Annotated in this window: 14 protein-coding genes; 5 read left to right on the top strand and 9 right to left on the bottom strand. The window is 61.6% G+C overall.

Translation table 11 applies throughout. The features are described from left to right. Positions 1 to 5 precede the first annotated feature (5 nt). The 3 genes from rdgB to rph all read right to left on the bottom strand — a co-directional run bounded on the left by rdgB (position 6) and on the right by rph (position 2,051). Positions 6 to 650 carry an RdgB/HAM1 family non-canonical purine NTP pyrophosphatase gene (gene rdgB, locus M1D34_RS13750; protein WP_003527736.1) on the bottom strand — a complete coding sequence of 215 codons (645 nt, stop codon included), beginning with the start codon at positions 648 to 650 and terminating at the stop codon, positions 6 to 8. A gap of 30 nt (positions 651 to 680) precedes the next feature. Beyond that, positions 681 to 1,094 (bottom strand): VOC family protein, encoded by a 414-nt coding sequence (locus tag M1D34_RS13745; RefSeq protein ID WP_248445972.1) that lies wholly within the window; start codon positions 1,092 to 1,094, stop codon positions 681 to 683. A 237-nt stretch (positions 1,095 to 1,331) separates the two neighbouring features. After that, positions 1,332 to 2,051 (bottom strand): ribonuclease PH, encoded by a 720-nt coding sequence (gene rph, locus M1D34_RS13740; protein ID WP_498779484.1) that lies wholly within the window; start codon positions 2,049 to 2,051, stop codon positions 1,332 to 1,334. Between the two features lie 257 nt (positions 2,052 to 2,308). On the opposite strand from rph, the gene hrcA reads away from it, so the two are divergent. After that, positions 2,309 to 3,388: a heat-inducible transcriptional repressor HrcA gene (gene hrcA, locus M1D34_RS13735; RefSeq protein WP_003527730.1), complete on the top strand. Its 1,080-nt coding sequence runs from the start codon at positions 2,309 to 2,311 to the stop codon at positions 3,386 to 3,388. 158 nt (positions 3,389 to 3,546) lie between these two features. Further along, positions 3,547 to 4,173 (top strand): nucleotide exchange factor GrpE, encoded by a 627-nt coding sequence (gene grpE / locus M1D34_RS13730; protein WP_003527728.1) that lies wholly within the window; start codon positions 3,547 to 3,549, stop codon positions 4,171 to 4,173. 338 nt (positions 4,174 to 4,511) lie between these two features. Here grpE and ptsN read toward each other — a convergent pair whose 3' ends face one another. The 6 genes from ptsN to lptC form a co-directional block, all read right to left on the bottom strand. Beyond that, positions 4,512 to 4,976 carry a PTS IIA-like nitrogen regulatory protein PtsN gene (gene ptsN / locus M1D34_RS13725; RefSeq protein WP_003527726.1) on the bottom strand — a complete coding sequence of 155 codons (465 nt, stop codon included), beginning with the start codon at positions 4,974 to 4,976 and terminating at the stop codon, positions 4,512 to 4,514. 174 nt (positions 4,977 to 5,150) lie between these two features. Next, positions 5,151 to 5,723, bottom strand: a complete 573-nt coding sequence (hpf, locus tag M1D34_RS13720) for a ribosome hibernation-promoting factor, HPF/YfiA family (RefSeq protein WP_003527725.1) — start codon at positions 5,721 to 5,723, stop codon at positions 5,151 to 5,153. A gap of 278 nt (positions 5,724 to 6,001) precedes the next feature. After that, positions 6,002 to 7,546: an RNA polymerase factor sigma-54 gene (rpoN, locus tag M1D34_RS13715; RefSeq protein ID WP_498779481.1), complete on the bottom strand. Its 1,545-nt coding sequence runs from the start codon at positions 7,544 to 7,546 to the stop codon at positions 6,002 to 6,004. A gap of 175 nt (positions 7,547 to 7,721) precedes the next feature. Then, a complete protein-coding gene (gene lptB / locus M1D34_RS13710) occupies positions 7,722 to 8,528 on the bottom strand; it encodes an LPS export ABC transporter ATP-binding protein (RefSeq protein WP_371070287.1) in 807 nt (268 codons plus the stop codon). A gap of 19 nt (positions 8,529 to 8,547) precedes the next feature. Then, on the bottom strand, positions 8,548 to 9,108 hold the full coding sequence (locus M1D34_RS13705) for an LptA/OstA family protein (protein ID WP_003527719.1): 561 nt from the start codon (positions 9,106 to 9,108) through the stop codon (positions 8,548 to 8,550). 31 nt (positions 9,109 to 9,139) lie between these two features. After that, the gene (gene lptC, locus M1D34_RS13700; RefSeq protein ID WP_003527716.1) at positions 9,140 to 9,808 is read right to left on the bottom strand and encodes an LPS export ABC transporter periplasmic protein LptC; all 669 of its coding nucleotides are present in this window, start codon (positions 9,806 to 9,808) and stop codon (positions 9,140 to 9,142) included. A gap of 340 nt (positions 9,809 to 10,148) precedes the next feature. Between lptC and sppA the strand changes: the two genes are divergently transcribed. The 3 genes from sppA (at position 10,149) to M1D34_RS13685 (ending at position 12,048) form a co-directional block, all read left to right on the top strand. Beyond that, positions 10,149 to 11,108: a signal peptide peptidase SppA gene (gene sppA / locus M1D34_RS13695; protein ID WP_498779478.1), complete on the top strand. Its 960-nt coding sequence runs from the start codon at positions 10,149 to 10,151 to the stop codon at positions 11,106 to 11,108. A 103-nt stretch (positions 11,109 to 11,211) separates the two neighbouring features. Beyond that, on the top strand, positions 11,212 to 11,523 hold the full coding sequence (locus tag M1D34_RS13690) for an integration host factor subunit beta (RefSeq protein WP_003527713.1): 312 nt from the start codon (positions 11,212 to 11,214) through the stop codon (positions 11,521 to 11,523). A gap of 180 nt (positions 11,524 to 11,703) precedes the next feature. Beyond that, a complete protein-coding gene (locus tag M1D34_RS13685; protein ID WP_003527712.1) occupies positions 11,704 to 12,048 on the top strand; it encodes a DUF1049 domain-containing protein in 345 nt (114 codons plus the stop codon). The last annotated feature ends 26 nt before the right edge of the window (positions 12,049 to 12,074 follow it).

The following is a 12,074-nucleotide window of genomic DNA, read 5'->3' as shown; positions in this document are numbered from 1 at the left end:
CCTACTCAGGCGCCGAGACAGGTTTCGGCGAACAGCTTGAATGCGCGGGCGCGGTGCGACAGGGCCTCGGAATCGCCCGGCTTCCAGCCATGCTTCTCCTCCGCACTCATTTCGCCGAATGTGGTGTCGTAGCCCTTCGGTTGGAAGACCGGATCGTAGCCGAAGCCACTGGTTCCGCGCGGCGGCCAGACGACATAACCCTCGACCTCGCCGCGAAAGAGCTCGACATGCCCGTCCGGCCAGGCAAGGCAGAGAACGGACACGAAGCGTGCGGTACGGCTTTCGGGCTTCGCCGCACCCTTGGCGCGGAGCGCCTCTTCGACCTTCTCCATGGCCATCCGGAAGTCGCGGCTGCCGTCCTCACGTTCGGCCCAGTTGGCCGTGTAGACGCCGGGGGCGCCGCCGAGCGCGTCGACGGCAAGACCGGAATCGTCCGAGAGCGCCGGCAGTCCCGAGGCCTTGGCCGAGGCGAGCGCCTTGATGGTCGCGTTCTCCTCGAAGGTCGTGCCGGTCTCATCCGGCTCGACGAAATTGAGATCGGCTGCCGATTTCGCTTCGAAGCCGAGCGGCCCGATGAGATCGCGGATCTCACGGATCTTGCCGGCATTATGGCTCGCGACGACGAGCGTCTTGTCGATCAGTCTGCGCATCTATTCCGTTCCGTTCAGGTATTACCGAAATCAATCCTTGGCCCAGAGGCCCGCTTCCGCGCATTCCAGGCTGTTGCCGGCCGGATCGCGGAAATAGAAGGAGCGGGCGCCGTTCGGCCAGCGGATATCCGCCTCGATCTCGACCCCGGCTGCCTCCAGTTTCGCCTTCCAGCCGTCGAGCGCCTCGGCGGCGACCCGGAAGCACATGTGCCCGTTGCCCTTCGTCCCGTGCGGAGGCACGGGAAGTGCGCCCGGTGCAGGCGGCTTCACCGTCTCCGCGGGGTTGAAGATCAGGAGCACGCCATCGCCGCAACGGAAGAAGACATGGCGGCTGCCGGCGCGGGTGATCGTTTCAAGGCCGAGGACCGTTCCGTAGAAGGCCTCGGCCTGGTCGAGATCGTCCGCGTAAAGCGCGGTCTCCAGAATGCCTTCGAATGTCGGCACCGGACCTGTTCCTCTCAAGTGATCCAGAGCACTTCCGGAAAAGCCGTGACGGCGTTCCGTCCGGAAGTGCGTATTGTCGAAGCGTTAGATCATCTCACTGCTTCAGTGAAGCAGAGAGCGGTCTAGAGCGGGACGAGGAAAAGTGCGCGCGCTTTTCCGCCCGCATCCCGCTTCTGAACTTCTTGGTTCCGATCACGTTCATGTTTTTAGGTCGATCCGACCTAAAAACATCGTGATCTAGCCTGCTATCGCCTGCTTCTGCATTTCGACGAGTTCGGCAATGCCGTTCTTGGCGAGCAGCATCAGGCTTGCGAATTCTTCTTCGCTGAAGGGCTTGCCTTCCGCCGTTCCCTGGATCTCGACCAGGCCGCCGCTGCCCGTCATCACGAAATTGGCATCCGTCTCCGCAGCCGAGTCTTCCAGATAATCGAGGTCGATGACCGGCTGACTGGCGAAGATGCCGCAGGAAATGGCGGCCACATGATCTTTCAAGACCTTCTCCAGCTTGACCATGTTGCGAGCTTCCATCCACTTCAAACAGTCGTGGAGGGCGATCCAGGCGCCGGTGATCGACGCGGTTCGCGTGCCGCCGTCGGCCTGAATCACGTCGCAGTCGATCGAGATCTGACGTTCGCCGAGCGCCGGAAGATCGACGACGGCTCTGAGCGACCGCCCGATCAGCCGCTGAATCTCCTGCGTGCGGCCGCTCTGCTTGCCGGTCGCCGCCTCGCGCCTCATGCGCTCGCCGGTCGCGCGCGGCAGCATCCCATATTCCGCGGTGATCCAGCCTTTGCCGCCGTTGCGCAGCCAGGCCGGAACTTTTTCCTCCAGGCTCGCGGTGCACAGAACATGCGTGTCGCCGAAGCGTACCAGGCAGGATCCTTCCGCATGCTTGGAGAAACTGCGCTCGAACGAGACCTTGCGCATTTGGTCGGTTTTTCTACCGGATGGCCGCATCGTCAACTCCTGTCGATCCCGACTGCATGCTTCCTTGGGTCCTGTTCGGTTCAAGGACAAGAACATGCAGAATTCAAAGTGCTCCAGCGGCCTTTGCGCGTCTGAAGACGCGCGGCGCTTTCGTGAGCCTTCTAGATCATGGCGTAGGCAAAGGGAACCGCTTGATGTCGAAGCTTCGCAGTGATTTTTCCCTTTTGCCATTCCCCGCGCGGATCACTATATTCTTTCCGGACACAGAATACTGATCACGGAGTGACATGGTACTGCGCAACCCTGGAACGAAGGGGATCGCATCGGCGCTGGACGAGCGCTCCGGCGAGATCTTCCGCCGCATTGTCGAGAGCTATCTGGAAAGCGGGGAGCCGCTGGGCTCGCGCAATCTCTCGCGGCTGTTGCCGGTGTCGCTGTCGCCGGCCTCGGTGCGCAACGTGATGAGCGACCTCGAGGATCTGGGCCTGATCTATTCCCCCCATGTCAGCGCCGGCCGGCTTCCGACGCAGCTGGGCCTGCGCTTCTTCGTGGACGCCTTCATGCAGGTGGGCAATCTCTCGCCGGAGGAACGCGCCTCGATCGAAAGGCAGGTTCACCCGGGAAATCGGGACAGGTCGGTCGAAAACCTTCTTACCGAGGCGAGCCAGATGCTGTCCGGCATGTCGCGCGGCGCAGGTCTCGTAATCACCACCAAGAGCGATCCCGTCCTCAAGCATGTCGAGTTTATCCGGCTGGCGCCGACCAAGGCGCTGGCGGTGCTCGTCGGCGAGCACGATCAGGTGGAGAACCGCATCATCGAGCTGCCCGCCGGGATCACCAGCGCCCAGCTCACCGAAGCGGCGAACTTCGTCAACGCTCACCTTGCCGGTCAGACGATTCCCGAATTGCGGACGCAACTGGAAAAGGTCAAGGAGACGGTGCGCGGCGAGCTCGACGCGCTCTCGCAGGACCTGGTCGAGCGTGGGCTGGCGATCTGGTCCGGAAGCGAGGGCGACGGCCAGCCGGCGCGGCTGATCGTCAGGGGCCGCGCCAATCTGCTCGAAGGATTGGAAGGGACGGACGACATCGAGCGGCTGCGTATGCTCTTCGATGACCTCGAAAAGAAGGACAGCCTGATCGAGATCCTCAACCTCGCCGAGAGCGGCCCGGGCGTGCGCATCTTCATCGGTTCCGAAAACAAGCTGTTTTCGCTCTCCGGATCCTCGCTGATCGTCGCTCCCTACCGCGACAGCGACGACCGCATCGTCGGCGCGGTCGGTGTCATCGGGCCGACCCGGCTCAACTATTCCCGCATCGTTCCCATGGTCGATTACACCGCCCAGCTCATGTCGCGGCTGTCGCGCTGAGCGAATCCTTTTGATCGATGAAGCAATCGACCCTTGATTTTTCGGGCCCAAACATCGATATCGGGCTTCAAATCCAGGCAACAGTACGTTCAAGCAAAGCGACTTCCGCTGGTTTGATGATGCCGAACACAGCAAAAGACAGAAATTCGGAGAACGTCATGACCGACGAAACGAACAAGAACGGACCCGAGGCCGCGGCGCCTGAAGAATTCGAAACAGCCGCTGAGCCGCAAGCCGCGGAAAAGCCGGAGGCGGATGCTTCCACGACCGCGCCGGATCCGCTTGAGCTTGCCAGGGCCGAGAGTGCGGAACTGCGCGACAAATATCTTCGCCTTGCTGCGGAGATGGACAATCTGCGCCGGCGCACCGAACGTGATGTCAAGGACGCGAAGTCCTATTCCGTCGCGGGCTTCGCGCGCGACATGCTGGCGGTCTCCGACAACCTGCGCCGCGCGCTGGATGCGATTCCGGCCGACGCCAGGGAGGCGGGCGATGCCGGCCTGAAAGCACTCATCGAGGGCGTGGAAATGACCGAGCGGTCGATGCTTGCGGCGCTCGAGCGTCACGGCGTGAAGCAGCTGGACCCCACCGGCCAGAAGTTCGATCCGAATTTCCACCAGGCCATGTTCGAGGTCCCGAACACCGAGGTTCCGAACAACACGGTCGTCCAGGTGGTCCAGGCGGGATACACGATCGGCGAGCGCGTCCTGCGCCCGGCGATGGTCGGCGTTGCCAAGGGCGGCCCGAAAGCAGCCACCTCTGAAAGCGAGACGCCTGCTGCTTAGAGCGGGATGAGGAAAGGTGTGTGCGGTTTTCCGCCCGCATCCCGCGTCTCAACTTCTTGGAATCGATCACGTTGATGTTTTTACAGCGCCGGGCGTCTTATCAGACGCGCAAAGGTCGCTGTAGCACTTTGATCTGCTGCATGTTTTTGTCCTTTAATCGGATACGATTAAAGGAAACATGCAGTAGGTCGACCCGACCTAAAAACATCGTGATCTGACGGCGCATGAATGCGATTTGCGAAGGGCTGCGCACTCTGCAAGGTGCGCGGCCCTTCGGCGTTGTTCGAATTGCCGCATGCTCTTCCAACCGGCTCCGGTAGGCGGCATTCAGAAGATATTCAGGCAGCGTGCGAGGTCGTGTCGTCGCTAAGCAGCGTGTAGATCGCGCTTGCCGAGTCGCTCGCTCGGATACGCGACACCATGTCATGGTCGCGCAGCACGCGCGCGATGCGCGAGAGCGCCTTCAGGTGGTCGGCGCCGGCACCTTCCGGTGCAAGCAGCAGAAAGACGAGGTCGACCGGCTGGTCGTCCAATGCCTCGAAATCGACCGGCGCATCGAGCCGCGCAAAGATGCCGACGATCGACGGAAGATTGCTGAGCTTGCCGTGCGGGATGGCGATGCCGTTGCCCACACCGGTCGAGCCGAGTCGTTCTCGCTGCAGGATGACGTCGAAAATCTCCCGCTCCGGCAGACCGGTGAGCTTCGATGCTTTTGCCGCCAATTCCTGAAGGAGTTGCTTCTTCGAGTTGGCCCTCATGGCCGGGATGATCGCATTTTGATGCAGCAAGCCTGCCAATGCCATTCTTTTATCCTCGTTCGCCGGTTAGAGCCTGGCAATCTCATCACAAATGCGCCGTGATGGCTCTACCCATCTTTGTCTTGGCGGTTCGAATGCACAGAAAAGTCGAGCTTTTCCGCCGTCCCGCTGATCGGAAAGACGGGGGACGCCAGTCCGGCTGGCTTCCCCCATCCCCACTCATGCCTTGATATTGGCGGCGTCGATCCAGCCAATATTCCCATCGTTGCGCCGATAGACGATGTTCAGGTCATCCTTGCCGGGGCTGCGGAACATCAGCACCGGTTCATCCGTCATGTCCAAGGCCATAACCGCGTTGGCGACGGACATTGTTCTCAACTGTTTCGTAGTTTCGGCAACGATCGTCGGTGCATAATCGTCGGGAACTTCCTCGTCCTCGAAGGGCACCGAGTCCATCACTCGATAGGCCACCTCGGTGGAATTCTGCCCGTTGCCGTTGTGATGGTCCTTGAGCTTGCGTTTGTAGCGCCGGAGCCGCTTCTCGATGCGCTCCGAAGCCGCGTCGAAGGCTGACTGTGGTTCGTTCGCCTGGCCGTTTGCCTGCAATACCACGCCCGTATCGAGATGAAGCTTGCAGTCGGCGCTGAATCGCGACCCTGACTTTTCCACAGTGACCTGGCTCGAATATCCTCCGTCGAAATATTTGGTTACGGCCTGCTCGATCTGCTCGCCGATGCGGACGCGAAACGAATCGCCGATTTCCATATGTTTACCGGATACACGCACACTCATGGAGTTTCCTCTCTTGTTCGTGAATTGCGTGCCCAGTCTATTCCAAGCGCTCCCGTCATCCAAGCACTTCAGCGACCGGAGTCCTGAACGACCGAAATCGTGAGCGCGCGCTGCCTCGCGGAGTTCTATCTCAGGCAAGCGCGGCGGCCTCATATCCGCTGTACCGCGGAGAGTCAATTGCGCGTCGTGGAATTAAACGTTCATCAGGCCCCGGCGGTTCCGCCGGCCAGAGCCCAAAGCGCAACCCGGCTTACGCGCTTGCGGCCTGCCGGCAGCGCTCAGAATCCCGCGGCCTTGGCCAGCGCCCGCTTCTCGCGGCGGCGCTGGACGGAGGAGGGGATGCTCATCGCCTCGCGATATTTTGCGACGGTGCGTCTGGCGATATCGACGCCGGCCTGCTTGAGGACGTCGACGATGTCGTCGTCCGAGAGCACGGCATCGGCGCTTTCCTGATTGATCATCGTGCGGATGCGATGGCGCACGGACTCGGCCGAATGTGCATCGCCGTTTTCCGCCGAGCCGATCGAGACCGTGAAGAAATATTTCAATTCGAAGAGCCCGCGCGGGGTCAGCATGTATTTGTTGGAGGTGACCCGGCTCACCGTCGACTCGTGCATCTTGATCGCGTCCGCAACGATCCTGAGGTTCAGCGGGCGCAGGTGGCCGACGCCGTGGATGAGGAAGGCGTCCTGCTGCCGGACGATTTCGCTCGCCACCTTCATGATCGTCCTGGCGCGCTGATCGAGGCTGCGCGTCAGCCAGTTGGCATTCTGCAGGCACTCGTTGAGAAAGGCCTGTTCGCCGCTGTTCTTCCGGCTGGAGCGCGATATTTCTGTGAAATAGTCGTGGTTGACGAGAACCCGGGGCAGGGCATCCGGATTGAGCTCGACAAGCCAGCCGCCATCGGGTGCGGCGCGCACGACGACGTCGGGAATGATGGCCTCGAACACACCGGTTTCGAAGCTGGTGCCCGGTTTCGGATCGAGCTTGCGGATCTCGGCGAGCATATCGATCAGGTCTTCCTCGTCGACGCCGCAGATCTTCTTGAGGCTTGCGAAATCGCGCCGTGCCAGGAGCTCGAGATTGGCCACGAGCGCTTCCATCGCCGGGTCGAGACGATTGCGGGCGCGCAGCTGAATGGCAAGACATTCGCCAAGCGTGCGCGCGAAGACGCCCGGCGGATCGAACTGCTGAAGCACGTGCAGCACGCGCGCCACGTCCTCGCCTGCCGCGCCCAGCGTCTCCGCGGTCTCGGCGAGGTCGGCGTGCAGGTAGCCGGCATCATCGAGCTGGTCGATGAAATGCCGGGCGATCAGCCGATCGGAGGCAGCGCTGAGTGCGAAGGGCAGCTGCTCGGCGAGCGCCTCCCTCAATGTCTTGCGGCTGGCCACGAAATCGTCGAGATCGTATCCCTCTGCGTCGCCGGCACCCGGCATGGATTTCCATTGGCCGAGAAGCTCTGGCGCATCCGCCCGCTGCGGCGCCGTATCGTCGGGGAAGACGTTGGCGAAGTCGGCGTCAAGGCCTTCGCTGAGCCTCTCGCCGGATCTCGACATGGCGCTGTCGTAAAGGTCGCTCTGACCTGCCGCCTCGTCGGTTTCGCCGCCGGTCTCCGCCGGATGCGGACCGGCATCCTCGCGATCCGATATCGTTGGCTCATCGGCCGACTGGACCTCCAGCAGCGGGTTCTTCGCGACTTCCTGCGCGATGAAATGGCTGAGCTCCAGATGGTTCATCTGAAGCAGCTGGATCGACTGCATCAGCTGCGGCGTCATGACCAGCGACTGCGACTGTCTCAGATGAAGGCTGGCGGACAAGGCCATGCTGGCGTGAAACTCCCGTCGAGTTCTCCGAGCCGTGTCCGCTTGGACGGGCCCATTTTCTTAGTTGGCCCAAAAATTGCTTATTACTGGAATTTGGTCAAGCGTGGACGGCGGCGGAGGTGCCGATTCAGCCGGCGGTCGTCCGTTCTGCCGGAATGCACGTCCCCGGCAGGCATCAGAGGCTGAAATTGTCGCCGAGATAGAGCCTGCGCACGTCCGGATTGGTGACGATGTCGTTGGCGCGGCCATGCGTCAGCACTTCGCCGGCATGGATGATATAGGCCCGATCGATCAGCCCCAGCGTCTCGCGCACATTGTGGTCGGTGATGAGGACGCCGATGCCGCGCGAAGTGAGGTGGCGCACGAGCGCCTGGATATCGGCGACGGAGATCGGGTCGACGCCCGCAAAGGGTTCGTCGAGCAGCATGAAGGTCGGGTCGGTCGCAAGCGCACGGGCGATTTCGAGGCGCCGACGTTCGCCGCCCGAAAGCGCAATGGCCGGCGATTTGCGCAGGTGGGTGATCGAAAATTCACCAAGCAGATCGTTGAGCTTGCTCTCGCGGCGGTCGACGTTCTCGTCGTGAACCTCCAGCACCGCACGGATGTTATCCTCGACCGTCAGCCCGCGAAAGATCGAGGCCTCCTGCGGCAGGTAGCCGACGCCCAGGCGCGCCCGGCGATACATGGGCATCGTCGTGACGTCGTTGCCGTTGATCTCGATCGAGCCCTCGTCCACCGGCACCAGGCCGGTGATCATATAGAAACAGGTCGTCTTGCCTGCGCCGTTCGGGCCAAGCAGGCCGACAGCCTCACCACGGCGCACGACGAGCGAGACACCGTTGACGACGCGGCGCGATCGGTAGGACTTCGTCAGGCCCCGGGCAATCAGCGTGCCGTCGTAGCGCGCCTTGTCGACCGCGCGGGCAGCTGCCGCTGCCGCCGACGGCTTCTTGCCCCGTTTGCGTTTGTGAAGGAAAGGAATCTGCACGAGCGGGTCTATGTCAGTTCGTCTTGCGGGACTGCGGATCGAGCTGGATCTGTACGCGGCCGCCGCAGGCGTCGAGCTGCGCTTCGCCGGTGTCCATCTGGACGTTCAACTGGCAGCCCACGAAGACGTTCTTGCCTTCCGACAGCACGACCTTCTTGCCCTTGAGCACGATGGTCTGGTTGGTCAGGTTGACGATGCCGCTTTCGCCCGTCGCCTGCTGCGCACCGGAGCTGAGGAACACCTTGTTGCTGACCTCGATCCGGTCGATATCGGCGTTGCCGCTGGTGACCGAGCCGCCGCCCGCCTTGTAGAAGACGGTCATGTTGCCGGCCTGCAGTGTCGTCGTGCCCTGGACGACCTTCACATTGCCGGTGAAGATTGCCTTGCTCTCCGGATCCTTGATCTCCAGCTTGTCGCTCTCGATCTGGATCGGCTGGTCGTTCGAGAGCTGAAGGCCCTGCATGCGACTGGAGGTTGCCTGCGCGAGGGCGGCGGAAGCAATCAGCGAAGCGCCGAGCCCGGCCACGGCCAGAGCGGCTGAAATCCTAAAGAGAGCGGCAGGTTTGACCGACATGGCTGCAGGGGATCCTGTTCTTGGGGTCCTGTTATTTGGCGTTTTTGCGAATGGCGCTGGGTTCGATATTGACCCTTACCATGCCTTCGAATGTTACGACACGTCCCTTATCTGTCATTCGCAGCTTCTGCGCAATGATCGATCCGCCCTTCATGCTGATGGCAATCGGGTGTTTCGTCTCCATTTCGCCCGCATTGATATCCAGATAGGCAGACTGGAAGTCGGCATTGACCCCATTATTCATGGAAATCGTGAACGGTGCGTTCATGTCGAGCGTATTCGCGCCTCGGTCGTAAATGCCGCTCGTCGCATCGACGGTGGCGATCAGCGTATCGTTGACCGGCATCTCGGCGTGAATGGTCTCGAGTGTGATCAGGTTCGGATTGGCGATATCCTGAAGCGCCCGCTGGGCCTTCATCGAATAGCTGATATCCTGCTTGTTGCGGCCGGAGATCGCGGGATTCTGCATGACGATCTTGCCGTTCTCGATCGTCGCCGTCTCGAGCTGCAGCTCTTCGGGCAGGAAAGCGCGCACGAAGGAAACGGCGACGAAGATCAGCGCAACCGCGCCGGCGATGAGCGGCAGCATGACTTTCAGGCGCCTTACGCGCGCCGAATGCCGCGCCGCCGAAGCATAGGCATCGGCAGAGCTCGTACCCACATCGGCAAAGATTGCGGGGGATCGGGCTTCGTTCAGCATCAAGAGCCTGTCAGTTTCGTCTGACCTCGGGCAGTCCGAGGGACACATATACATACATCGGCGTAAGCCACGGCGAATATGGTTATCTTGCTGCCGCCCGGCAATGGAGCGGCGCAAACTTTGCGTTGTAAGACAATCCGGCCGCAATATTCCATTCCGCCGGGCATGCTCTACTCCATGCCGCGTCAAACCCCAAGGGGTTTCATGCAGCAACTCGCGTCGGCCCGGCGCCTATTCCCGTGCGCCGCCTTGCAGACTACCCTAGCTTGCCGCGGCTGAGGCAGATAGCATGTTCCGTGGGAAACTGACAGAACCCCCTTACCAAAAATCGGAGACACCCATGGACGAACTCGCCATTGCCGACCGCCGCAGCCTGCGCAGAAAGCTGAGCTTCTGGCGTTGGGCGGCGGCGGCCGTCCTCGTCGCCGGCGGCCTCGCGCTGTTTGCCTTCTCGGGCTGGGGCGACGTAACGGAGCGTGCGCGCGATCACGTCGCGCGCGTCGCCGTCACAGGCCTTATTCAGGACGACCGGGAGCTGGTGGAGCGGCTGGAGCGGATCGCCGACAACCAGTCCGTCAAGGCGCTGATCGTGACGATCTCGTCACCGGGCGGCACCACCTATGGCGGCGAAGTCATCTACAAGGCCATCCGCAAGGTTGCCGAGAAGAAGCCGGTGGTCTCGGATGTGCGCACGCTTGCCGCTTCGGCCGGCTACCTGATCGCCCTTGCCGGCGATCGTATCGTTGCCGGGGAGACCTCGATCACCGGCTCCATCGGCGTCATTTTCCAGTATCCGCAGGTCAAGACCCTCATGGACAAACTCGGCGTGTCGCTCGAATCGATAAAATCGAGGCCTCTCAAAGCCGAACCGTCGCCGTTTCATCCTCCGAGCGACGAGGCGAGAGCAATGATTCAGGCAATGATCGACGACAGCTACGGATGGTTCGTCGATCTGATGGCCGAGCGGCGCAAACTGCCGCGGCCGGAAGCGCTCGCCCTTGCGGATGGCCGGATCTTCACCGGGCGGCAGGCGCTGGAAGGCAAACTCGTCGACGAGCTCGGCGGCGATGATGAAATCCGGGCGTTCCTGGCCGAACGGAAGGTCTCGAAGGACCTTCCCGTCCTCGACTGGGAAGCACCGAGCGGCACGCTGTCCTTCGGCCTCGGATCGCTCCTGGCCGAATCGGTCAAGGCGTTGGGATATGAGGCTTTTCCGACGATGAAGAGCCTCGAAAGGACCGGCCTGGACAAGTTGTTTCTTGACGGTCTTGTTTCGGTTTGGCAGGTTGAAGGGCAATGAGGAAAGCACGTGTGCTAGCCGCGTCACGAGGCCGTAGCTCCAGGCGAGCCTTCCCGAATGCACAAACGCAGACAAAACAAGCAAAAAAACCGAGGGGGCGAACGTGATCAAGTCAGAGCTGGTGCAGATTGTGGCGGCGCGCAATCCGCATCTCTATCACCGCGATGTCGAGAATATCGTCAATGCGGTACTCGATGAGATCACGGACGCGCTTGCTGCCGGAAATCGGGTGGAGCTGCGCGGTTTCGGCGCATTCTCGGTCAAGAACCGGCCATCACGGTCAGGCCGCAACCCACGCACCGGCGATTCCGTCTTCGTCGAAGAAAAGTGGGTGCCCTTCTTCAAGACCGGCAAGGAACTGCGTGAGCGGCTCAATCCGGGCATGAACGACAACAATAACGGCGAAGACGACTGACGAACGAGGCGCACAGGAATCGGCGCCTCTCGCGCGGGCGCCGAGATCCGCGCGTCGTGCGGCTCTCCGCCTCGAAACAGGACGGCCCGCTTTATGTCATTATTCCTATGCATGTCGTTGTCGCGAAGCCGCCCCAGATTCCCGGGCGACATGCATTAACATTCTGGTCGGAGCGGGTGCATGCTCAAGAAACTCATCAATATCGTCGTCTTCGTGCCGCTCGGAGTCCTGCTGATCGTCCTGAGCGTAGCCAACCGGCAGACGGCAACCCTTGCGTTGAACCCGTTCAATCCCGCCGACAGTGTGCTTTCGATCTCGGCTCCGTTTTTCGTATTTCTCTTTCTCGCCGTCATTATCGGTCTCGTGCTCGGCGCCGCCGTGACCTGGTTCACCCAGGGGAAATATCGGCGTCGGGCGCGCAACGAGGCCAACGAGGCGCTGAAATGGCATCGCGAGGCAGAAAAGCAACGCGGCCAGGCTGAGAAACTGGCGACGCAAGCGAGCCTGCCTGCGCCGCAAGGCTGAGATCGCTGCTGAACGCGTTGCGAGAC

It is taken from the genome of Ensifer sp. D2-11, from assembly GCF_054161295.1.
The sequence above is the reverse complement of the archived record's forward strand: the minus strand, read 5'-3'. Positions and strand labels throughout refer to the sequence as shown.